General features: G+C 34.0%; 27 protein-coding genes and 1 pseudogene. 22 read left to right on the plus strand and 6 right to left on the minus strand.

Annotated elements, in window-relative coordinates; translation table 11 throughout:
- Positions 1–201: 201 nt before the first annotated feature.
- The 3 genes from OSJ91_RS03995 (at position 202) to OSJ91_RS04005 (ending at position 2,500) form a co-directional block, all read left to right on the plus strand.
- A complete protein-coding gene (locus OSJ91_RS03995) occupies positions 202–612 on the plus strand; it encodes a hypothetical protein (RefSeq protein WP_485891048.1) in 411 nt (136 codons plus the stop codon).
- 222 nt (positions 613–834) lie between these two features.
- Positions 835–1,695: a transporter substrate-binding domain-containing protein gene (locus OSJ91_RS04000; protein ID WP_485891050.1), complete on the plus strand. Its 861-nt coding sequence runs from the start codon at positions 835–837 to the stop codon at positions 1,693–1,695.
- A gap of 154 nt (positions 1,696–1,849) precedes the next feature.
- Positions 1,850–2,500, plus strand: coding sequence for a class I SAM-dependent methyltransferase (locus tag OSJ91_RS04005; protein ID WP_485891051.1), 651 nt, complete (start codon positions 1,850–1,852; stop codon positions 2,498–2,500).
- A 145-nt stretch (positions 2,501–2,645) separates the two neighbouring features.
- On the opposite strand, the gene OSJ91_RS04010 is transcribed toward OSJ91_RS04005, so the two are convergent.
- Positions 2,646–2,804 (minus strand): hypothetical protein, encoded by a 159-nt coding sequence (locus tag OSJ91_RS04010; RefSeq protein ID WP_413015602.1) that lies wholly within the window; start codon positions 2,802–2,804, stop codon positions 2,646–2,648.
- A 950-nt stretch (positions 2,805–3,754) separates the two neighbouring features.
- On the opposite strand from OSJ91_RS04010, the gene OSJ91_RS04015 reads away from it, so the two are divergent.
- Positions 3,755–4,249, plus strand: coding sequence for a helix-turn-helix transcriptional regulator (locus OSJ91_RS04015; protein ID WP_350301312.1), 495 nt, complete (start codon positions 3,755–3,757; stop codon positions 4,247–4,249).
- Between the two features lie 569 nt (positions 4,250–4,818).
- Here OSJ91_RS04015 and OSJ91_RS04020 read toward each other — a convergent pair.
- From OSJ91_RS04020 to OSJ91_RS04035, 4 genes are read right to left on the minus strand one after another with little or no spacing between them, the layout of a single operon-like run.
- On the minus strand, positions 4,819–5,607 hold the full coding sequence (locus OSJ91_RS04020; protein WP_485891052.1) for a carbon-nitrogen family hydrolase: 789 nt from the start codon (positions 5,605–5,607) through the stop codon (positions 4,819–4,821).
- Positions 5,608–5,612: 5 nt separating this feature from the next.
- Positions 5,613–6,881, minus strand: coding sequence for an MFS transporter (locus OSJ91_RS04025; RefSeq protein WP_350301315.1), 1,269 nt, complete (start codon positions 6,879–6,881; stop codon positions 5,613–5,615).
- Between the two features lie 12 nt (positions 6,882–6,893).
- On the minus strand, positions 6,894–7,565 hold the full coding sequence (locus OSJ91_RS04030; protein WP_350301316.1) for a DUF2848 family protein: 672 nt from the start codon (positions 7,563–7,565) through the stop codon (positions 6,894–6,896).
- Positions 7,549–8,217, minus strand: a complete 669-nt coding sequence (locus OSJ91_RS04035) for a GntR family transcriptional regulator (RefSeq protein ID WP_485891053.1) — start codon at positions 8,215–8,217, stop codon at positions 7,549–7,551. The genes OSJ91_RS04030 and OSJ91_RS04035 overlap by 17 nt, the downstream gene beginning before the upstream one ends.
- Before the next feature lie 173 nt (positions 8,218–8,390).
- Between OSJ91_RS04035 and OSJ91_RS04040 the strand changes: the two genes are divergently transcribed.
- From OSJ91_RS04040 to OSJ91_RS04080, 9 genes and pseudogenes are all read left to right on the plus strand, one after another.
- Entirely contained in the window at positions 8,391–8,864 is a 474-nt protein-coding gene (locus OSJ91_RS04040) for a hypothetical protein (protein WP_350301318.1), read from the plus strand.
- Positions 8,865–9,102: 238 nt separating this feature from the next.
- Positions 9,103–9,528: a cytidine deaminase gene (locus OSJ91_RS04045; protein ID WP_048684121.1), complete on the plus strand. Its 426-nt coding sequence runs from the start codon at positions 9,103–9,105 to the stop codon at positions 9,526–9,528.
- Positions 9,529–9,786: 258 nt separating this feature from the next.
- A complete protein-coding gene (locus tag OSJ91_RS04050; RefSeq protein ID WP_350301319.1) occupies positions 9,787–10,086 on the plus strand; it encodes a hypothetical protein in 300 nt (99 codons plus the stop codon).
- Positions 10,087–10,655: 569 nt separating this feature from the next.
- Positions 10,656–11,189, plus strand: a complete 534-nt coding sequence (locus tag OSJ91_RS04055; protein WP_350301320.1) for an SF0329 family protein — start codon at positions 10,656–10,658, stop codon at positions 11,187–11,189.
- A 724-nt stretch (positions 11,190–11,913) separates the two neighbouring features.
- Positions 11,914–12,165 (plus strand): annotated as a pseudogene (locus OSJ91_RS04060) (helix-turn-helix domain-containing protein); the annotation flags it as partial.
- A 63-nt stretch (positions 12,166–12,228) separates the two neighbouring features.
- Positions 12,229–13,191 (plus strand): helix-turn-helix transcriptional regulator, encoded by a 963-nt coding sequence (locus tag OSJ91_RS04065; protein ID WP_054396776.1) that lies wholly within the window; start codon positions 12,229–12,231, stop codon positions 13,189–13,191.
- Between the two features lie 76 nt (positions 13,192–13,267).
- Positions 13,268–13,900 carry a type 1 glutamine amidotransferase family protein gene (locus OSJ91_RS04070; RefSeq protein ID WP_054396774.1) on the plus strand — a complete coding sequence of 211 codons (633 nt, stop codon included), beginning with the start codon at positions 13,268–13,270 and terminating at the stop codon, positions 13,898–13,900.
- A 402-nt stretch (positions 13,901–14,302) separates the two neighbouring features.
- Complete coding sequence (locus OSJ91_RS04075) at positions 14,303–14,830, plus strand: sigma-70 family RNA polymerase sigma factor (RefSeq protein ID WP_350302787.1); 528 nt, start codon at positions 14,303–14,305, stop codon at positions 14,828–14,830.
- Complete coding sequence (locus tag OSJ91_RS04080; RefSeq protein WP_485891054.1) at positions 14,827–15,591, plus strand: LolA family protein; 765 nt, start codon at positions 14,827–14,829, stop codon at positions 15,589–15,591. The genes OSJ91_RS04075 and OSJ91_RS04080 overlap by 4 nt, the downstream gene beginning before the upstream one ends.
- A gap of 30 nt (positions 15,592–15,621) precedes the next feature.
- Here OSJ91_RS04080 and OSJ91_RS04085 read toward each other — a convergent pair whose 3' ends face one another.
- The gene (locus OSJ91_RS04085) at positions 15,622–16,161 is read right to left on the minus strand and encodes a peptidoglycan-binding domain-containing protein (protein ID WP_485891055.1); all 540 of its coding nucleotides are present in this window, start codon (positions 16,159–16,161) and stop codon (positions 15,622–15,624) included.
- A gap of 815 nt (positions 16,162–16,976) precedes the next feature.
- Here OSJ91_RS04085 and OSJ91_RS04090 point away from each other — a divergent pair.
- From OSJ91_RS04090 to OSJ91_RS04130, 9 genes are all read left to right on the plus strand, one after another.
- The gene (locus OSJ91_RS04090; protein ID WP_485891056.1) at positions 16,977–18,476 is read left to right on the plus strand and encodes a serine hydrolase domain-containing protein; all 1,500 of its coding nucleotides are present in this window, start codon (positions 16,977–16,979) and stop codon (positions 18,474–18,476) included.
- Positions 18,477–18,959: 483 nt separating this feature from the next.
- Positions 18,960–19,130, plus strand: a complete 171-nt coding sequence (locus tag OSJ91_RS04095; protein WP_485891057.1) for a hypothetical protein — start codon at positions 18,960–18,962, stop codon at positions 19,128–19,130.
- A 72-nt stretch (positions 19,131–19,202) separates the two neighbouring features.
- On the plus strand, positions 19,203–19,949 hold the full coding sequence (locus OSJ91_RS04100) for an alpha/beta fold hydrolase (protein WP_485891058.1): 747 nt from the start codon (positions 19,203–19,205) through the stop codon (positions 19,947–19,949).
- A gap of 209 nt (positions 19,950–20,158) precedes the next feature.
- The gene (locus tag OSJ91_RS04105; RefSeq protein WP_485891059.1) at positions 20,159–20,635 is read left to right on the plus strand and encodes a GNAT family N-acetyltransferase; all 477 of its coding nucleotides are present in this window, start codon (positions 20,159–20,161) and stop codon (positions 20,633–20,635) included.
- A gap of 190 nt (positions 20,636–20,825) precedes the next feature.
- Complete coding sequence (locus OSJ91_RS04110) at positions 20,826–21,335, plus strand: hypothetical protein (RefSeq protein WP_485891060.1); 510 nt, start codon at positions 20,826–20,828, stop codon at positions 21,333–21,335.
- A 106-nt stretch (positions 21,336–21,441) separates the two neighbouring features.
- A complete protein-coding gene (locus OSJ91_RS04115) occupies positions 21,442–21,591 on the plus strand; it encodes a hypothetical protein (protein ID WP_350301326.1) in 150 nt (49 codons plus the stop codon).
- Positions 21,592–21,644: 53 nt separating this feature from the next.
- Positions 21,645–21,953 carry a hypothetical protein gene (locus OSJ91_RS04120; RefSeq protein ID WP_485891061.1) on the plus strand — a complete coding sequence of 103 codons (309 nt, stop codon included), beginning with the start codon at positions 21,645–21,647 and terminating at the stop codon, positions 21,951–21,953.
- Between the two features lie 419 nt (positions 21,954–22,372).
- Positions 22,373–22,705: a YolC/YozM family protein gene (locus tag OSJ91_RS04125; protein ID WP_350301329.1), complete on the plus strand. Its 333-nt coding sequence runs from the start codon at positions 22,373–22,375 to the stop codon at positions 22,703–22,705.
- Between the two features lie 268 nt (positions 22,706–22,973).
- On the plus strand, positions 22,974–23,633 hold the full coding sequence (locus OSJ91_RS04130) for a hypothetical protein (protein ID WP_485891062.1): 660 nt from the start codon (positions 22,974–22,976) through the stop codon (positions 23,631–23,633).
- Positions 23,634–23,671 lie beyond the last annotated feature (38 nt).

Genomic DNA, 23,671 nt, shown 5'->3' on the forward strand with positions numbered 1-23,671 from the left:
TATTGACCGTTCTGAACCATTTTCATTCTCTGTGGTGAAGCGCTGATTTTTGCGCTTCATGGATGGCTAACGGGTTCTTTACTTCATTACCAGGATTCGATCAGCATCTTTTTCTTATGGAACTAGGCAGGATAATTCAACAAGGATAATGGTCATTGGTGTTAAAATAGTTCAGGAAGGAATAACTAGGAGTGAGTGGAAATGAGTTTGGCTTCCTATATTGGGTGTAATAAAGAAATTCCGATTAATGATGATGAATATTCAGATGCACTTTTTTATATTGGCTGTTGTTTTGCCAGTGAGTTTGACTTGCTGAATGTAAAGAAATATCAGTTTACTACTCCTTACGTTTATGAGGTATCAAGTCATTGGGGAATTGAGATTTCAGAATATATGAACCCCAAAACGTGTGCCGAATCAAAAATGAAGCTAATCGAATTATGTGAAGTTATGGACAGTTACCTTGGTAAAGGTGATTTTTTTGAATTGTATAGTTGTTGGATAGGAGAAGAAGCTGAAAAGCGAGATGGTGAGATTACCCTCCAAATCAATAACTTTGATATTGACCAAATAGAAATTCCCGAAAAAACATTAGTTAGATTTAAAAAATGAATTTTTCTTCAACTAACAGCTGCTAGTTCAATCAGAAATTAAATTAGGACTACACATTTTAGATATGACTAATATGTGTAGTCCTTTTCATATCTACTGCTATGCTAATCTAACCTAAATATAAAAAAGTGTTTTTTTTTGAAGGTGATTCATTTATTTTGTTGTATTTTTAATAATTGGTAGATCAATTAAAAATATAGAAAAAAATGGAGGTAAAATCACATGTATAACCATTGGAAAAAAGCACTGATGGCTGGTGTGATCAGCTTATCCTTGCTAGGTACTGGTTACGTCGGTCACGACCTGATCTCCTCGCAAAACGTCTCGGCTGAACTGGCATCTGAAAAAGCACCAGGGCATTTGAAAAAAGTTGACTCTTCTCAGCTTGATGAAATAATCAAACGTGGGTACATCCGGGTAGGAATGACCGGGGACTACAAACCATTTACCTATTTGAACCCTGAAACAAATGAGTATGAAGGCTTTGACGTGGACGCTGCCAAAGAGCTTGGCAAAGACCTTGGTGTGGAGGTGAAATTTGTCGCTACCACATGGCCTGCGATGATGAAAGACCTGCAAGCGGACAAATTTGATATCGCTGTGGGAGGTGTGACTCGCAACACAGCCAGACAAAAAAGCGCTTATGTATCCCAAGGTTACCTTTCATTCGGTAAGGTGCCTTTGATTCGCAAGGAAGATAAAGACAAGTATCTTACCATTGAAGATATCAACAAGCCTTCTGTACGCATTGGCGTAAATCCAGGCGGAACAAACGAAGAATTTGTTCGTCAGTATCTAAGCAATGCTAAAGTAACGGTTGTAGAAAACAATCTTGATATCCCACATCTTGTTGCAGAAGGTACGTATGATGTAATGATCACTGACACAGTAGAAGCAATGCTGTATGCAAAAGCTGATTCCAGACTGTATGCGGCTCAAACTGACAAGCCTTTCACAAATAGTGAAAAAGGTTATATGATCCCAAGAGGTGATTTCATTTATGCAAGCTACTTGGAAATGTGGATGGATGAAATGAAGCTTCAAGGGAAATTTGAAGCCCTCTACAAAAAGTGGATGGAATAGAATAAGGAGATGCTCCCAAAAGCTACTCTAAATACTGCCGTGTAGGGAAGCATTTTTTCGCTAACAGGTGCTTTGATAGTATTAGAATGCCACAGTGAATTTAAAAAAAGAATATAGTTTTGAGTTAGATGAAAGCAAAAACCGGGGGTGACAAATGAAACAAAATATATGGGAGAAGGAATATAGAAATGTGGATAGTTTATGGGGTTTCAATCCTAATGGCATCTTATCTCAATACGTTGAAATGCTTCCTGAAAACGGAGAGGTTTTAGACATAGGTATTGGAGAAGGAAGAAATGCCCTTTTTTTCGCTGAACAGGGATTTGCTGTTGAGGGTATTGATATTTCGGAAACAGCAGTAGAGCGATGTTTGGAACTTTCAAAAAAGCACAATTTGAATGTTAACGCTAAAGTTCAAGATATTAATTCTTTTGAGATTGAACCAAATAAATACTCTTTAATCATACTTTCGAATGTACTTAATTTTTTTCCTGATAATGAAATTAAAAATATTATCGACAAGGTGAAAATTGGGTTGCAAAAAAATGGGTTTGTATATATTAATGTCTTTGATGATAAAGAACCAGGTAGAAAGAAAGCACCAGAGAGGTATGAACAGTTAGCAGAGCATACGTTTTATAATGAAAATTCAAATATGTTTCTTCATTATTTTACAAGAAGTGAATTAGAAGGCTTTTTTACGGATTATAAAACCATATGCTTGTCTCAGTCTTACTCTTTGGACATTACGCACGGTCAACCTCATTTCCATAGTACATTAGAAATAATGTCACAAAAGTCTTAAATAGGTTAACATTCTTTATTTAACCACCTGTGTTAGTACCTTAAATTAGGCCATCATTTGATGGCCTATTAAATGTGAAAAAATATCCTTAATTAACTAAAGGGGCAGGCTAGCTAGAAAAATAAAAACCCACTCAGAGTGTTTTTTAATCGCGCATTGCTCCTGCCTCTCGGGAAGTCATTGCACCTTGTCCTTCGCTTACATCTTTTTGAATTTCTTGTTTTACTTTTTGTGCATCAGTTCCGGCAAATTCTGGTTTCATAACAGAACCCAAATTCTCTTTAGCTTGTTGATTCTGTTGCATACAAAGTCCTCCTCAATTCATTGTTTAACAATCTTATTATTTACAAAAAAGTTCAAGAGTACTATTTGAACTTTGTTCAACAATTGGGCCAGAATGTTGAAGAAACAGAAGCAAATTGCTTTTGCAAAAAATAGCCCTAAAACCAGTAACACCTCTCGGAAACTCAAGTGATACTCTACATACTTGATCATATTATTTTGTGGGAATTGAGGGGAATAGATGTGTCGTAAAGAATATATATTGAAAAAAATTATATTGATGAGAGGGAATATATCATGATTAGTGAAAAGAGCAAAGAAATCATTGAAAATTATATTATGACCTACAATTCATTTGATATTTGAAAGTATCGTTAAACTCCTTCATAAAGAAATAATGTTTAGGAATTTCACGAATGGCGAAATGAACACAGAGACCAGAGGAATTTAGAGAACTGGCGGAAAAGTCGTCAAAGATTTTCTCCAGTCGCCGTCGGTACGGTTATTGACTATAGTGCTATAGATGATAAAGCAGAAGTGCAAATTGAATATGAAGCAATACTGGCTGTTGATTTGCCTAACGGATTAAAAAGTGGAGATAAGATTCAATTAAAAGGAAAGTCCATATTTGGACTTACTGAAGGGAAGATATCATTAATTGAGTGCATCTAACATTCTAACGGATTTCTTTATTGCAATAAACGCGTGAACAGGCTTCAAAAGCTTTTAATAATATTGTCGGTATTCAACAAAAGGGAGCGGTTCTTTAATAAGAAATGCTTAATGAATTAACAGATGCTTTACTTCATTATCAGGAGCTGATCAGCAGCTCCTTTTCTTATGCAGCTAACAGCTAAAGGGCCAGGATACTACAAACAATTAATATGCGAGGTTTTATTCAAAAAGGGTATTTTTTGTTGAAAAATAATACTTTTAGTGTAAAATTACACTAAAAAGGAGTATTTAGTATATATGGAAAAAGAAGAATTCATCAATTTAATATCAGAAAAAATGAAACTTGTCCGAACAGAACAAAGCTTTTCTCAAGATAAGATGTCTGAAATTCTAGGGATTTCAAAAAAAACACTAGTTCAAATTGAAAAAAGAAGAACAGAAGCCAATTGGACCACCGTTGTTGCCTTTTGTGCTTTGTTTAATCATAGCCAATTGTTGATATCATCAATTGGTGACAATCCTGTTGATTTTGTTCAGTTAATTGCTAGCAAAAATGGTGGGACGCCTAAAGAAAAAACAATGGGTGGTAAGATATGGTGGAAAGAAATCGAGTATAGAGGGGATTTTCGTTTGCAACAAAATTTGATTAGTAACCATTACCGTATATTGGATCAATATGATTATCGTTGGCATAGTTCTTTTGATAAAGAAGAGAGTTTAAGTCGTTTAAATGAATTACAGGATGTGGGGAATATCGAGATAGACAAAGGTATAGGGATATATGAAGAATAAGATTTTGCTTGTTCTAAGAAAAATAGTAATTGGTATTCTAATAGTCTGTTTATACTGTTTTCCTTTTGTTTATTTTTCAATGCACCAAGATTTTGCTAACCGTTCAATGCTTGGCTATTTAATTATGCTTGTAGTGACTTCACTTCTTGCTTTCTTCGGCAAACTCTTTAATAATTCAATCTCTCTTATTATTGGTAATATATTATCTGTAATAATTTCATTTTATTTTATAAGCGAGATGACAGGGAACGAACGATGGGGTGGCTATTTTAAGCCACTAACTCCATATCAATTATTAATCTTGGTGAGTTTTTTGAATTTGATTCCTCAGTTCTTGCTATGAAGTTAGCAAATAGAACCAAAAATAAAGTTAAAGATTAATTTGATTAAGAAGAGTAACTTCTTTGAAATAAAAATTAGTTCTTTTCTTCTGGAGCTAACAAGGCAGTTTAGGTGTTTTTAATTATCCCAATATATAATTGTTTGAATTTTATATCAAATTAATGCTTTGTTGAATTAAACCTGAAAAGCTACTCCTAAAGATTGGTATCTCTGGAGTAGCTCCTACTTTATAACTTTCTATACTTTTCTGGTACTCTGGAATCGAATATGGGAACATCTTTTCTTATTTGGGGTACTTTTTCTAAATCTAAAGTTGCCTTTAATTCACCAACTTCTTGATCTAATTCTTGAACAATGTCTCCCCATGGATCTACAATTTGTGAGCAACCTGCGAATTCCACTCCTAACTTTGTTCCCGTTACATTTGATGCAACAACATACATTTGGTTCTCAATTGCGCGCGCACGAAGTAACGTATTCCAATGTGTCTCCCTTGCGAGTGGCCATTCTGCTACGATATGTAGCACTTGAATACCTTGTAATGCTAAGTCACGAATAATTTCAGGGAATCGTAAATCGTAACAAATAATAATCCCCATTTTCACACCTTCAAGTTCAAATACTTCCACTTGATTATGACCGCCTGTTAAAAACTTGGGTTCATCTAACATCGGAACAAGGTGCATCTTGTCATATGTATGAACAATATCACCTATTCGATTGACAATAACTGCACGATTAAAGATATCTTTACCTTCTAGTACGGCAACCGAGCCACCCACCAAGTTTACATTAAACTTCTTAGCCAGTGATTGTAAAAATTCAATTGATTGATTACCATCCACTTTGCAGAGTTCTTTCAATTCTTCTAACGCATAACCCGTAGACCACATTTCAGGAAGTACTACAACGTCCAAATCATCACTGTAGTTAGCTTCTAACCAGCGTTCAATGATTTTCCTATTCTCTTCTGGATTCCCAACTTCTAATTCCATTTGAAATACCAAATAATTCACATTATTCACTCCTCAATATTATTTAGTAACGAAGTATCCGGTTTTACAAACAACCATAATATAGCTGCAATAAACACTGGGATTACAGTTACTCCTAATGTGATATTCCAACCAAAATTTTCTGCTAACCATCCACATAATAACGGTGAGACAAATGCTCCTAGATTTCCCCACAAGTTCATCCAACCTGAAACGGACCCTGAAAAGTTTCTGCCTAAGTCTGTAGCAGAAGCCCAAGAACAAACTACTGTGAATCCTAGTGACCCCAAGCATAATGATAACCATAAAACATTCATATAAGGCGATACTGTCATAACAGCCAGGTACATTGAAATAATAAATACTATTAAACCTGATATAGCTAACGAAGTTCTAGATATTTGTTTAGAAAAACCTTTACGTACTAAATAATCAGAAAGAATACCCCCAGTCATTACCGTTATTAGTATTGCTAACCATGGTAGGCTTGCAGCAAATCCCATTTTACTTAATGAGAATCCTCTATCTTCTAGTAGATAAGTAGGTAACCAAACTAAAAAGAAAGTAATAATATATAAAACAACAAAATACTGCATTCCTAACGCCCAAAATCTATAGCTTTTTAGAAAAGTATTCCATGGTGCTCTAACTTTAGCGGTTTCGACAAGTTCTCTGTCTTCAAGTATATATTCTTTTTCTTGTTCATTTACTAACTTGTGAATTTCAGGATAGTCTCTAGCTACAATGTACCATACACCTGCAATGATTATTCCAATTAATCCAAAAATATAAAATACAGCTTGCCAGCCAAAATATTGATATATATAAACTGTAACGATAGGGGCTATAACTGGTCCAAAATATGAACCTGCCAATAGAGCACTAGATGCTCTAGCCTTTTCATCTCTTCTAAACCAGTTTGTATTAAATACGGCGTTAGCTGGGAACATTGGTCCTTCACCGATCCCAAAGAAGAATCTCACCATATACAATAGACCGTGAGATTTAACTACACCCGTCAAACCCGTAAATACTGACCACCATACTAGAGCAAAAGTGATCATTTTTCTTGGGCCAAACTTTTCTGCCATAAGTCCTGCTGGAATTTGAACTAACGCGTAACCTAATGAGAATAATGATGCAAGCATACCAAACTGAACTTTATCTAAGCCTAAATCATCCATCATTGGTTTTGCTATTATTGAAATATTTGACCTATCCATGTAAGCGATTACACCGATGATAAAGAAAAAGAATGCTAGTCCCCATCTAACTTTTGTCGGTTTCTTTTTCAAAACAATCCCCCCTTAATAAACAATGGAATAATGATGTTTAATTTTTCTGTTTAATTTGGGGTGTTCAATTTCGTATTCAAATTTATCACCAAAAACAAATCCATTTTTTGTAGGCACGGTACCTGAAAAAATAACAGTATGTTCTAAATCTTTTTCCCCGAATTTGTCCAGCTTTTCCAATAAAACATCAACCTCTAAAAGAGCTTCTAGTGTGTCTTCTTGATATAAACTTTTTTCTCCATTTGAAGTAACATAAGAACGTAAAATAATATTATCCCAGTCTTCCTTTAAATCTGCTAATCTCCAAAAGTCAGTTGCAAGAGGTTTATCACATATTGATTTAGACTTTAAAATATCTTCTTTTTCTACTTCTCGATCTGTATGATCGCTTCCAAGGGTAACCAACCATTCTTTTCCGTCATGGAATAACACATATTCTGTTTCCCCAGAGGAGAATTTGCTTCCATGACATTCATTAGAAAAATTCAGTTGTTCTATTTTTTGTGGATAAATCATCGGTACATTAGGTGGAGGTGCAATTCCTAATTCTTTTAATTCATCTATGTGTTCTTGGATCTTTTCTATATTTCTTCCACCATACCCAACAACAATTACTTTATTAATATCAATTTCATGTTTTTTAACCTCTCCATTAGAAAGATGTAAATTAATTTCTTTTCTCATTTGAATTCCTCCTCAATTGATTAACAATTTCATTTTTTGTATTTTCGACATGGTTATTTGATGCTATCAGAAGTTGATTTATATCTTGTGATTTTAAAGCCTGTACAATTTCTTTATGTTCAGATATTGTTTCCTCAATACGCGACTTTTCAGTTATTGCTTTTAACCCAAACCATCTAATCTGATCGCCAATTTCCTCAAACCATTTTTCTAATCGCTGGTTTTTAGTTAATAATACAATTTCAGAATGAAACTCCTTATCTAATTCAATAAATCTTTGGTGATCTGTTTTATTTTTTTCTTGCTCCTCAATGAAACCTTCCAAAACTTTTATTTGTTCTTCCGTAATATTTCCACATATTTTCTCTAGTGAGAATCGGTCAAAAATCATTCGTATTTCCATGACTTCAATTACATTTTCTTCTGTAATTTCATTAATAAACGTACCAACTCGTGGCTTTGAAATTATCCATTTTTCTCTTTCTAATAACGATAGGGATTCTCTTACAGGAGTTCTACTTACACCTAATTTTTCACTGAGGTCTCTTTCATATATTGCTTGACCAGGTAGAAGTTCATAATTCAAAATTGATTTCTTAATTGCCTCAAAAGCTATATCTCTTAACGGTATAACTGTCTCTATTTTTTTCATTTTTCCTCCTCTTGGTATGTGGTATACCAACTGTATCACATGCCGAAAATTCAGTCAATTCAAATAATATGTTTTATTCGGTAGCCCTTTTCTTAATGAACTAAAGGGGCAGGATAGTTGCATAAGGAATGGAGAATATAAGCTATAAAAATTATGAATGCGGGTGATGTTTATTGAAATTTCCTAAAGGAGTAACTGGTTTTTATAATGTAAAACATAATAAGCCACCAACAATTGATAGGAAACAATTTAAACAGCAATGTTTTAGTATCATTAAAAGGAATAACGGAAAAGTGTTGGCATTCATCGAACCACAGTTTCCAACTAATTTTTTAAATGTCGAAGTTAAAGTTTTTAATAAACATTTGCATATATTGCTTAATGAACATTATCCTTTTTTAGCTTTTGCTTCTTTTGTTGATTTTGAAAATATTAAATTTATTGATGAACCCGAATTATTGAAACAGTTTAGTCCTTTTTATAGGGTTTTGAGTATGGAGGAACTTAACAAACCATTATACATTAAAGAGAGTACTGGAAAGATTATTTTAGAAAATGATAATGAATTGAACAGTGCTGAATTGGAACAAATAGCGTATTGGAAGCCAAAAAGTTCTGGAGAGGTAATCTTTAACTTTTGGGATTAGATCTAATAACGCTATTGAACAAACAGGTACGTTAGCTTAAGAAGAGCTATCTTTAAGGTAGCTCTTTCTTATGGCACTAAAGGGGCAGAATAGTTCAACAAGGATTTTTGGTAAAAACATAATAATATTTATATTATTCATAAAAAGAACACTTCTTAAGTTAGAATATAGAGATACTGTAAATAAAAATACTTTAAATATAAGTAGGTAAACAAATAAGAAAAAATGAGGGGAAATTATGAAAACTTATCCTTTAACAGAAAATGATTTTAAATTAATTGATGAAGCTAAAAGTAAAATTACTCATCTCTATGAAGATGATAGGCATCATGTAGGAGCAGCGTTAAAAACAAAGTCAGGAAATATTGTTTCTGCGGTACATATAGAAGCATACATTGGACGGATTACAGTATGTGCTGAAGCTATCGCGATTGGAAATGCAATTTCAAACGGAGAAAAATACTTTGATACAATTGTTGCCGTTAGACATCCTTATTCCGATGAAAAAAATAGAGAGTTAAGAGTAGTTAGTCCGTGTGGGATGTGTAGGGAACTAATCTCCGATTATTCACCAGATTGTTTTGTTGTTTTAGATATAGATGGCGAGTTACAGAAAACTAAAATTGGTGAACTAATTCCACTAAAATATAGTCGCGAATCATAAATGAAAAACCTTAATGAACTAACGGGTGCTTTAGCTGAAGATCGGAGCTGTCTTTAAGGCAGCTTTTTCTTATGGAACTAACGTGGCAGTTTAGTTGAATAAGCTTAGTGTATTCACAAAGCGCCATAACAACTGATGGAACCTTGCTAGGATTGGTTTTTTAGGGTGTTTCTATGATTAATCTTTAAAATATTTTACAGAGATTATTCCCTTTTCCGTTTAGGTAAATTTTGGTAATATAGGGGTAGGGGTGATATTTTGGAAAACCAAAAAGTTAATAAACAAGCAGCTATACCAATGATATTGACTGTAGTTTTAGTGATTGCTGCACTACTAGTTTTTTATATCGGCAGATTTTTCCCAAACTCGGATTTAAGGATACCCATTTTTTTATTTTTTATAATTGATATTGGATTTTTAGTAGCTCTGATTTTGGGAATCAAGACAAAGCAATTTGGTATAAGAGTAATCAGTGTTATATCGAATAGCATATTTTTTATCGCTTTAACTCTTTTTACTTTGGCCCTAACTTTAGCCTATGGGATTTCGGAACCATAAAAGGCATTATGAGAATAGGAGACAATAATAATGAGAAGAAATGTACTTAAACTAACGGGTGCGTTAGCTGAAGATCGGGGCTGTCTTTAAGGCAGCTTTTTCTTATGGAACTAAGGGCGCAGGTTAGTTTTATATGAAATATCTACTATAGATGAATCAAACAGAAAAAACTAGAGGCTGTCGAGGGTTTCTCGACAGCCTGAAGAGCTTTTCAGCTCCTTTTTATTTTTGCGATTATACTTCTTTTTTTACATATATTCTGTTAATTAATCCGACTATGCTAATAAAAATCATGGCAGCCACATTAGTAACTATATTAAATTGTTCATTATCACTAAAAACATTAACAACGCAAACTACGAAAAAAATAACTAATAAGATGTTTTTGTAGTTATTTGCAATAGTTTTGATAGTAAACATCCTTTCTTTATTATCATTATTCTATTATACATAGCGAAGATTGTGAAGAAATGCACTTAAACTAACGGGTGCGTTAGCTGAAGATCGGTGCTGTCTTTTAGATAGCTTTTTCTTGTGGAAATAAAGGGCAAAATATTGGGGGGTGTAAATTGTTATATAGTCCAAAATGGAGTAAAGCAAAAAAACGTTTATCGAGTTTTCTATGTGAGCCATTGCGTTCTAGAGTGGATTTTCAAGTTATCAATTACCGTAAAGCTCATGATCAATTAGGCAGAGCTATAATTACCGTTGATAAAGTGGAAATATTAAGTATGTGTACAATTACAGCTGAAAGAGAAGAGTTTTATAGAGAAAGTGACATACGAGCCAAATCTAATCAGTATAACGATGATGATGTAACTGAAAATCTAGCTTTACAAGATCAAGCTCATAAAATGCTTAAAGCAGATGGAATTTATGGTCAATATGATTTTTTCTTTGCAATAGAAAAATACTTTAACTCTCCAATTGAGGAATTAATAAAGTCTTCGGATACTTTGATTAGAATTCTTTGTCTATTAGATCGTCGTATAGGAAAAAGAACACTACTCAAGATGGAAGAAACAATTTTAAAAGAGCATGAACTTATTCAATATTTTTATAAACTACGTTGTGATGTAGAAAATATAAAAGTTATCATATAGTTCACTTATATAGGTGACAAGTACCATCCTTTGGGAAGTAGTTCAAGAATTTATGAGAGTAATAACCAAAAATCATTTTTGAGCTTAGCGATTTTTTATTAAACCAATGGCTTTTCTTAATGAACTATCGGGGCAGTTTAGTTCATTAAGATGATATAATAAAATTACAGGGATTAAATGTAAGTACCTTGTTCCACTAACAGCTTCAAGAGTTGAGGAATATATGATTAAATTGAACTTTATCACTTAAGGAATTATAGTTGAGGAGTCCAAAAGTAAATAGAATTATACCCCAAACGAACCGAAAAATATAAAAGGAAACAGCCTCCAGGTATTTTGTTTTTTTTTGGAAGTTGTTATCTATTAACTGAATTACTTCCTATCCAATATAGGAACATATGGACAACATTGGGTGTATCCCTGGGTATATCTCTTATTGTTATTATTACTCTTTTTGTAGTTATTGATAGAATAAAGGGCTGGTATTATACAAAGTGGATTGTGTTTATTCTTATTTTTATATTGGGTGTAGGTTTATATATCTTCAATGACATAAATGGGAATTGAAATACCACTATTCTAATTTAACTAACGGGTGCTTTAGGTTAGGATCGGAGCTGTCTTTAAAAGGCAGTTTTTTCTTTATGCAACTAACGGGGCAGTTTAGTTGAAGATGGAACCACCCATTTTTTAGCAATTCACTTAAATTCGATGGCCAACCGGGATACCGAAGATGGCGGGTGTAAACCAATTAGAACGTGATCTTATCCGTATGCGGCAGCGTGAAGGGATTGAACTGGCTAAGAAAGAAGGAAAGTTTAAAGGTCGGTTAAAGAAGTACCATAAAAATCATGCAGGAATGAATTATGCAGTAAAGCTTTATAAAGAGGGAGATATGACTGTAAATCAAATTTGTGAAATTACAAATGTGTCTAGGGCCTCATTATATAGAAAGCTATCGGAAAGGAACAGTTGATGAGTTATACCAAAAATCGGAAATATATAATAGAAAATAAATTCCATATAGAGGTGGAATTATATGCCTAAAATTGACAATATGTTAGCAATTCTATGGATGCTTCGTTCAGGTGAAAAAATTACTGCAAAACAAATTTCAGAAAAGTTAGAGATGAATATAAGGACTGTGTATCGTTATATTGATACAATTTCAACAAGTGGCGTACCTATAATTTCAGAACCAGGACATAACGGTGGATACACTTTATTGAACAATTTTATTGAGGCTCCTCTTTTTTTTGATTTTGAGGAGCAAACTTCACTATTTCACGCTGCTGTTTTTGCAGAAGAAGCCGGATATTATGGAAGTGAAGCACTAAATAGGGCCATTTCAAAACTAAGTAAATACTCAAATCAAGAGCAGGAAACAAAGATAAACCAACATTTAACTAGTCTTGAAGTAATAAGTCGATTAAGTTCAATCTCTATGGAACCTTTTTTGAAGGAGTTGGAGCAGGCCGTAGCTGACGGGTACTCAGTAAAAATTCTTTACCATAAAAGTGGCGAAAAGCAATTAAATTATAGATTGGTAGATCCGTACAGAATTATCTATTGGAATAATAAGTGGTATGTGATTGGATTTTGTCATCTTAGGGATGATATCCGTAGTTTTAGAGTAGATCGAATTGAAAGTCTAATGCTAACCGAAAATAAGTTTAACCGGCCAGAAAATTTTTCAGCACGTGACTTTTTTATGAAAAACCTCCTTCCAACTATAGAAGATAAGGGAGGGAATACTTCTTTAGTTATTAATGGGAATACAAGGACGTTGGGAGATATTTGCCAACATTGGTTTTTAGGACATTATTTACAAGAACGGACTTCAAATCAAGCAGTATTTCTTCTTGAAAAGGATATGATACATACATATGTACCTTATTTACTTTTACCGTACGGTAAATCTATTCAAGTTATTGAGCCAATAAGTCTAAAGAAAAGACTTATTGAAGTTCTGTCGGAATTAATAAAATTTCATCAAGTATGATAACTTCCCTGACGTTAGCTGTCAGGGAAGTTATATTATAATTGGCTATATCAATTGTGATTGGGAGTGTTATTGGATGCAAACAAAAAAAGTTTATCTATATGTATTTAACACAATGTCAGACTGGGAATATGGATATTTAATTGCCGAACTAAACACAGGAAGATATTTCAAAAAAGATATAGCACCTTTAAAAGTAGTTACAGTAGGAGCTAATAAAGAAATTATTACTACGATGGGGGGACTGAGCATAAAACCAGATATTCCCCTTGATGAGTGTACTCTTGAGAGTAAAGATCTTTTAGTTTTGCCTGGAGGGAATACTTGGGGAGAAGTTATTCATCAACCAATCATGAAAAAAATTGGCGAAGCTTTAAAGCTTGGCACTATTGTTGCTGCAATTTGTGGCGCAACTGAGGCCCTTGCGAATATGGGATACCTAGATTCTAGAAAGCATACAAGCAATAACTTAGAGTATATTAAAATGGTTTGTCCTAATTATAAAGGAGAAAAATTTTATGAGATGGGACCTGCGGTATCTGGTGAGAATTTGGTTACTGCATCAGGAGTAGCTCCTCTGGAATTTGCGATGGAAGTACTGAAAAAATTAGATGTATTTGCACCAGATACATTACATTCATGGTATAACCTAAATAAGACTCACAAACCTGAATACTTCTTCCAGTTAATGAATTCAATAAATAGATGAGCTAAAAAAATCAACTTAGCAGATTTATATTAGTTTAAATAATTACCATGCTTTAGACAATGTCAAAGCATGGTTTTTGAATATAACTTAAAAATGCTTATGGAGTAATGAAAAAAGCCCAATTTCTCTTAATTAACGATGAAGTTGGGCTTTTTAGTATTGAAAATTCCTTAACGTTGTAAATCCGCATTTTCCTGACGGTACCCCTAATTGTATTCCTTATGGAACTAACGGGTGCGTTAGCGCCATAAGAGTGCCGCCAATTGGCGGCCTTTTGAATGTGCGATCTTTAAAAAAATTATACATTCAGATTCAAAAAAAAATATATAAACAAAATAAAAAAAGTAAAGCCAAATACTCTAGATTTTCGTCTAATATTTGTAATAAGAGAAAAAGAAGGTGATGAAAATTGAAAGGTTAGTTAGAAAAGCACAAAAGGGTGATAAAAACGCTTTTGAAACATTATTTCAAAACTATAAAGAGGAAATATATCGAACTGCTTTTACTTATATGGGAACTCAAGAAGATTCTTTGGATATTGTACAAGAAGTAGCGTATAAAGCTTTTAAATCAATCAAATTCTTAAAAGAACCAAAGTACTTTAAAACATGGTTAATAAAGATTGTAATAACTTGCTCTATTGATATGTTAAGAAAGCATAAAAAAGTTTTTGCCTTAAAACCCGAACACATGGAATTAATAACTATTGATAAAAAAGAAGAAGATACCGCATTATCTTTGTATTTACAGACTTTAATTGGAGAGATTAGCGAAGTCGAAAAAAGTGTTATTCTTTTAAAATATTTTCATGATTACACTTTAAATGAAATCGCAATCACATTGGATATGCCTTTAGGTACAATAAAAACCACTTTGTATAGAGCATTAGAAAAGTTAAGAAAAAGATTAAATAAGGAGGATATCCTATGAAAAATAAGATAAAACAAGAACTCGAAAATATTGAAATACCCAAAGAGTTCGAACTGATGAGTCAAAAAGGAATTAACAAAGCCTATAGTGAAATGAATAACAATAGAAAAAAGTTAAAATGGTTAATTGGGTTTATTGCAAGTGCTGCAATTCTATTGCTTAGTATTGGATCATTGTCAACACCCGTTGTAAAGGCATCCATTCAAAACGCTCTTAACGTAATACTGGCTGATAAATTCGAAAAAATGGATAGTGGTAGCAAAATATCACCCGAAAAAATACTAGTAAGTGTTGAAGAAAACAGCAACGGCGAATTAATCACAACATATATTTCTGGTAATCAAGAACGAACTGAAAATGAAAACGGGGATTATTCTGTATCGGATGGTAAAACCATCGCTTCTTACACAAAAAATGATAATCAATTTTTAATTGAAACAAATGATAATCCAGGGCCATCTATTGAATCAAAGATATTTTCTGAATTTGAAAAAGAAAAAATTCAATCGTTAGGGACGAAAAAAATATTAGATAGGGATGCAGAAGTCTACAAAATAACAATATCAAACGAAGAAACACTTGAGCTTTGGTTTGATAAAAATACTGATGTGTTAGTAAGAGAGATACAGATTATTGATGGTAAAACTTATGAAGAAGGGAAACTAATTTCACTTAAAACAATAGAGAAGAAATCTAATTTGGACCTGTTTAAAGTCAAAGCGCCTAAAGAGGCCAATATAATTGACCATACAAAAAAGTAAGCTAGGAAAAATCCTAGCTTACTTTTTAATTTAATATGCTGCAAATGATAGATAATGATAAGTCTTTTTACCAACTTGTCCATCAACCGTTAATCCTCTTCTCTTTTGAAAAGCTTTAACGGCTGCTTCAGAACCATCACCATATATACCATCAACTGTACCTGTATAGTATCCTAAACATTTTAATGTAACCTGAATACCTTTTACATAACTAGCTTTGTTACCTGCATAACTTTTCTTTACTAAGTGGGAATAGCTAAAATCGATTGTTGTGTCATTTAGAACAACACCTAAAGTAACTCCACCACGGGCCGCATTTTGGACATATCCCTTAGTACCATTTGATTTAATCCAAGTATAACCAGCAGACTCAGTCCAAGGTTCATACGTTGTCGCCGTAGCAGCTTGACAACTAAATGACCTAGCATATTCTTTACCAACACTCAAAATTTGTCCATCATAATTTGCAGAAGGAATATCTTCTACCCCCTCTGCGTTCGCAACAGGGGCCGAAATAACACTAAAAACAAAAATCAAAGTAAATAAAATACCTAGAACCAATTTCCTCATAAAAACCCTCCTATAATTCCTTATATAAATGTAATATTCTACAAAAAAAACATGAAATTACTACCATATTTTACTTTTTTTATTAGTTTTTTGTCCTATCATTCAAATAAGGAGGAGGTACATGATCTTACCGAAGATTATAGCCATAGATAAAAAGGCCCTAACTTGGTGGACTTTTTAATGTACGATTCTTACACTTATCATACATTCAATCTAAAGTGAGAAAGTACCCTTAATTAACTAACGGGGCAGGTTAGTTCAAGAGTGCTGTTAGATCTTTGTTCAACAATTGGGCCAGATTGTGGAATAAGAACACCACTGCCCGCCTCCTTGATCTTCTTCATAAAAGGATTTTATAACGTAACTTATCTGACAATAGATTTATCTCTTCGTCGGTACATGACTCCAGAAAGGCATTGTCTCACTCATCCCCCTAGTTAAATCGCGTTGCTGCGGGAATGGGACTGTACAAGTGTGCAGCAGACTCGGTCATGAACTGTCCGTATCGTGGGAAGTTTGGTACGACGTTTACAATCACTTTACAACCACATGGGATACCCCTCCTTGGCTACAAAGCAGACTAGGACATGCACGATTTGTGACAACTTTGTCATTTCGACGCGTGATTTTGTTATATAAATCGATGGTTTCGGTAATTATTGCGCGCTATACTAAACGTTATTCAGAACATATAGCCTAAAATGGGGGGGACGACGTTGCTTAATCTGCTAGCAGCACGGTCATGCAAACGATTTACTTCCTTGTGGCAGCAATAGCTACATAAAAAACATAAATTTGACCAAGGGGAATGGGTAATGAAACCATCAGTAAGAATTTGTATGTTAATGATTGCTATGATTTTGGCGGTTAGTGGCTTCACACCCAAAATAGCTAACGCCGAATCAAGTAAAAAATTTCAAAAGATCGATAAGTTTGTTGAAAAGCAAAGAAGCATTAGTAAAATTCCAGGGTTATCGGTAGTTATTGTAGAAAAGGGGAAAACGGTATATCAAAAAGGCTTCGGGTACGCTGATGTAAAGGCGAAAACACCTGTGACCTCTAATACATTATTTGAAATCGGATCTACAACGAAAGCATTTACAGGTCTAGCCATTCTGCAATTGGAAAAGGAAGGGCTGTTAAAACGATCAGATGATGTCCGGAAGTATATCCCATGGTTAGAGTTAAAATATAATGGAGAGCCGCAGACGATTACTTTGAATCTGCTACTTTATCATACCAGTGGGATAGCTACTAATTCTATAACTCAAATTCCTGAAAGTAATGCGGATAACGCCCTTGAGTTGAATGTAAGAACATTGCTGAACCAGCAATTAGATCGGAAGCCAGGCAGCTCATATAAATACGCAACACTTAATTACGATGTATTAGGACTCGTTATCGAGAACGTAACGAAGCAGCCCTATGATGTATATATGAAAAAGCAGATATTAGAGCCGATTGGTATGAAAGACTCGTTCGTTGGGCTGCATCAAGTTCAGTCCACTGATATGGCTTCTGGTTATAAAATAGGATTTATGCAAGAGCAGTCTTACACACCGCCCATTTATCGGGGGAACATACCAGCTGGATATCTTATCAGCAATACGAATGACATAGCAAAATGGATGAAATTACAATTAGGAAACGATTCAAGCAATGCGATAGACAAGCAACTCATTCAAGAATCGCATATCCCTGATCAGTCAGTTGAGCCTTTCGATAAGGACACCTACTATGCCAGCGGATGGGGAGTTATGAAAAAAAACGAAAAACAATATATTCTTCATGCTGGACAGAACCCATCATTTAGCTCGTATTTCATCATGCAGCCCGATGAACAATTAGGGGTAGCAATTCTATCAAATATGAACACGAGCTTTACGACAGCCATAGGTAAAGGTGTGATGGATTTATGGGAGGGAAACGATGTTATCAATAATCATTCCGACAGCTATCAAAAGTTGGATAGATTCTTGACCATCCTGTGTATTGTATTCGGCTGTTTGGATTTATTTTTCATCCTATTATCTCTAAGAATAATGAGAAAACTTGTTAGAAAACAACGAATTAGGACATCATTAAACGTAAAGAGGATCTTGCTATTATCCATTCATACGTTGATTGTAGCTGCAATATTGACACTTACAATCATGTTCCCGAAAATTTCGGGATTGCCTTGGGCATTTGTTAAAGTATGGGCCCCAACGACGATTCCGGTATTTATTTATAGTATTATAACGGTAAGTATCGTTTATTATTTGTTTGGATTATTGCTTGTTTTCACCAAAAAAATGAAATTAAAGACGAAATAGATTTCGCCTAAACAGCTTCAGCAATAATGATATAATGAAAAACTCCCAATTTCTCAATGTGTTGCTTTTAAATAAAGTCACGGTGTTTATAAAAAAGACGCGATGTTTTGCTCCTTTGGATCTGTTTATCTAAAGGGGTGTTTTTATAGTGAAAAGAAGATCTGAACTGAAAGGCGGATTAAGGAACTGTTGAATAGCAATAAAGTTACTCCACTAAAGGGCCATATTGTTGAACAACACCTAGATGTCTAGGTTAAAGTTTAGGAGAGATTGTGAAACTTTATACTTAAAGTAACGGAGCAGGTTACTAAAAAAAGGATATGTAGTATAGTGTGGAAGTTAGAAGATGGAACATATCTAATAATAGCATGGGAGTTACGACTAAAGTCTTATATTTTATAAGTCTATCACTGTATTTACGACTTATTAATTCTTTGATACGCTTTTTATGGAAATAATTTCTTATTTAAAGGAGATATCAATGTGAAGAAAATATTATTTGCAGTAGCATCAGTCGTAATTATGGTAAGTATAGTCCTTAATTTTGGAATATCTGATAAATCAGAATATAAAATGTGTTTAGGGGCACAGGGAATTTCGAACACAATTGCCGAAGTATTTGGTGACGAACCAACTAACGCTTGTAATGAATAAAAAGAGGTTGAGAACCATTAACTAATAATAATTTTTCTTTATATGTCAACTATCAAAAATGGAGGTCTTAATATGAACAAAGCTATGGAAGTTGGTCAAAAGTTAGATATAGGTGGGGTAGAGTTATATTACGAATATTTTGGTGAAAGTAACAAAAATCCAACTCTTGTTTTTGATTCAGGATATGGGTTTACTTTAGCCAACTGGGATTCAATTAAAGATGAAGTTTCAAAGTTCACAAAAATGTTTGTATATGATAGAGCAGGTATTGGAGAAAGCGAAAAAGATGAGCGTCCCCGTCATAGTCAGCAAAGCGTTGAAAACCTTCGTCTATTATTAAAAAAAGCAGAAGTGAAACCTCCTTACATATTAGTTGGACACTCATTTGGAGGCGCAAATGTAAGATTATTTGCAAGTCTATATCCAGAAGAAGTAGTAGGTGTACTTCTTTTAGACTCATGCCATGAGGATCAAAATAAGATAATGGCTCCCCTGTTTTCAAAAGAAGTTCGTGAGGATTACTTCAATCAATTTGTTCTTGAAGGATCTTTTAATGAAGTTGAAGAAAGTCTAGAACAAATCCGTACTGCCAAGTCACTTGGAAACATTCCACTTACTGTAATAACGGGAGGTTTACAACCGCACCATACACCAGAGTCTATGGATGTTTGGATGAAATTTCAAAAGGAACTTTCAAGCTTGTCTACAAATAACAAACATATCATTGTTGAAGATGCTGGACATGTAATTCATGTTGACAGTCCACATGCTGTTATTGATGCTATTAAAGATATGTTAGATGTAATGGTGAGGAAATAGTTCTTACATAAAGTTTTTCTGAGACACAAGATACTACTTCATAAAGCAAAAATCCTTAATGAACTAACGGGTGCTTTACTTCAATAAAGTTAGGTTGCTGAGGCAGCCTTTTTCTTATGGCACTAACGGGGCAGGTTAGTTGACTAACAATAATTTACAAATGTATGTTCGGATGATAATCTGTAAATAAATTGAGGGGGAATAAGGTTATGGAAAAAGTTGATTACGTTGAGTTAAAACATTTTTCGAATGAATATTTAGATGTATTAATTTCTTTTGAACTTCCTGAAGAACAAGTGCAGTTCACTGCATTACCAAACAAGATTTTAGAGGCGACAGAAGGACAACATCGGATTGTTATTTTAAGTGAGAATGAACCTGTAGGTTTCTTTTTATTACATTCAACTGAACGAGTAAAGGAGTATTCAGATAATCCGAAAGCTATGTTGTTAACTGCATTATCTGTTAATCATGCGAAGCAAGGAAAAGGTTATGCTAAACAAGGTATGCTCTTACTAAGTGATTTTGTTAAATCTGAATTTCCTAACTGTGATGAAATCGTTTTAGTTGTAAATCATAAAAATCTTCCTGCCCAGCAACTGTATTTGAAAGTGGGTTTTCAAGATACTGGCAAGAGAAAAATAGGTCCAATTGGTGAACAGTTTATAATGAATTTATCGGTGTAAAATACATAGTGCTTAATGAACTAACGGGTGCGTTAGCTGAAAGATCTGAGCTGTCTTTAAGGCAGCTTTTTCTTATGGTACTAACGGGGCAGGTTAGTGGAATGAAAAATTTTCAATTGAAACTTAATAGAAAACCTTTAAATGGTAAAATTGAAAAGAAATGCAATTTTATCATTCGGGAGGAGTTAAAGTGAAGAAAATTTTTACTGTATTATTTTTAATGATGGTTTTAACAGCTTGTGGTTCCAACAGCTCTAACAAAGATTTTAATTCGGATACCACTAACTTGGAAACCACTAAAAAAGATACTAATTCGGAGGAAAAGACTGAACATAATTATCAATTTACAGGAGAAAGCGAACATTGGGAAGCTGTATATTCTTATGAAGTAACTGAATTCTGGGGAGAGAATGACGAACAAACCACTCATTCTAGCAAAGATAGCTATGAACTTGTATTAAAATATAAGGGGTCTTTGAATGAGTTATCTTCCATGAAAAACCTTGAATATACTTATGAAACAACCACTTCAAGCGGAACTAAAACTGAGGCATACAAAGAACCACCTAGCGAAAAAGTATTTACAATTCGAGGTGGATCAGAAAATGGAGCAATAATAGGTGAAGGCGAAGTTATAAAAGTAAATGTAAAATGGGATGGCTCTGAAGAGTCATTTGAACTGCATAATAAGGCTAAGTGATTTTGTTGAACTAACGGGTGCGTAAGCTGAAGATCAGAGCTGTCTTTAAGGCAGCTCTTTTCTTATGGAACTAAAGGGGCAGTTTAGTTGAAGAGAGGTTTTTAACTTGTGTTCAACAATCGGGCCATATTGTGGAGGATATTCCCTAAAGATAATTGGAGATTTTGTTAAAATAGATGGAGATTGTGAAGGAATGTACTTAAACTATAGGGGAAGGTTTGCTGAAGAAGGAAATAAAGAGTGGGAAAGAGAATAATAAATATGTAATCTTTGAAGCAAAAAAAGGATTAGGGATAATGAGGGTGGAAAATGGTAGAGTTATTTGGATTGATTCTTTTATGGGGAATCCCAGCACTATTATTATGGAGCGTTGTTTTAAGTATCATTCATATAGCAAAAGAGCCTATATCAGGACAATTCTTAGGGCGAACACTGACGTTTATTGGCGCCATATATACCTATACTGTCAGTTCGCTGGCTTCCTGGTTTGGTCTTATTTGTATAATTTTAGGAATCGTCGGTTTTGCAGAAGATGCGATTTTTGGCCCGATCATGTTCATATTATTCGGCGCATTTATGGTGTATAACTTTTTCCCGCGTTATAATATGCCAGAATGAATAGAAAAACAATCATCTTTCATTTTCAGCCAATAATAGCAAGGCATACAAGCTAAAGGCAACAATCATAATAATTATCTTGATCTTCAACAAAAGGGCGCTTTTCTTTAATAAGAAGGAGGCGCTTTTTGTATTGCACTAGATTCTGGAACAACACATTTTAGGGATTGGATTATGTTAAAATTTAGAAGAAATTGTGAAGGTTTCTACTTAAACTAAAGGGTGCTTTACTTCATTATCAGGAGCTGATCAGCAGCTCTTTCTTTATGCAACTATCGGGGCAGTTTAGTTTAATAAGAGAGAAGCCTATTTTATGTAGCTTTTAATCATCTAAATACCAGATAGTTCTACAGATAGATAAATATGATAAAGTTAAAAAGGATGTAAAAGAGACAGAATTTTGGACAAGGAGATATAAAGTGAAGAAATTAAAAAAACGTGTTTTTCTAGGGTTAGGTGTGCTCATGGCTGCGTATATACTTTTTGTAGTCTATGATTACTTAGACAATCAGAAAAAGGAAGAACAGAGCCGAGTATTCATGGAAGAAAGCAATAAGGTATTTAATGAATATGATATTATATCGCTCGGAGTCAATCCAAATAACAAAACGATTAAAGTCCATGTGCCGATAGAGGAAGAACAACGGAATGAACTGGCCTATTCTTTGGCTCAAATCGCCCAAAAGCATGGCATGAAGGATTATGAAGTCATAGTTAGAGCTATAAGAGATGGGTACCCAATTTCCAATTGAAAGCCTTGTGAAGGATTGTACTTAAACTAACGGGTGCGTTAGCTCCATAGGATGCACTTTAGAGACCACAATAAGTGGTCTCTTTTATTTGTTCTAAAAAATCAACATTAATGTTTAACAAAGCCAAAAAAAGATACTGCAGGTAGGTTATATAAAACTGGCGGCTATCTATTTAGGTCTCTGAATAATCATAGTGCTTTTCTAGTCCAATTAGATTAAGATGGATTAGTTAATCTTTACTATATGAGAGAAAATGGGGAAATTTTTAATGAAGAAGAATCTTATTTTAGCAGCAGGCGTTATCTCAATTGGATTGCTTGGTGCATGTATGCAAGAAGAAAAATATGTAGAAATAAAAACCTCGGCCGAGGTAGAACCGACAGAAGTTGAAGAACTTTCTTCAGAAGAAGTTACAGAAGAGCCAGAATTTGAAGAAGAAGAAATGTCTGAACTAGAAGCTTCAGGATCATTTGAAGGTCAGATTGGTTATTATGCCGATGCTTTTGGCGGCGGTGTGGAAAGAGACAACGCTGATGTAATAAAAGAAGATGGTCACCCAGCTGAATACTACTACTACGGAGAAGCAACAGCATTTATAAATGAGTTCGAAAATTCTCTTGATGTACGAGATAGTATGAAAGAAGACTTTAATAATCTTATGGCTCTATCTTTCATAATAGAAGTTGAGCAAGAGAAAGTGTTAGATGGCGTTACTTTACCTAAAGGAACAGATAAATGGGAAGCACATAAGTATTGGAATGAACCAACAGACAGACAGAAACAAGCTATCAAGTACATGAGCTTAGTGTTTAACGACCTTGATATTGCAGTAAATGAATTGCCAAAAGAACCGACTGGCTACACATACTTTTCTGAAGGCAAGAAAGTTGAAGAGATTGAAAAATTCATCAGTAGTAGTAGTAACTGAAGGAATACGGATTGTTCGACATCTTGTATAAGATGAAT

It is taken from the genome of Bacillus sp. T-10(2022) (assembly GCF_056502895.1).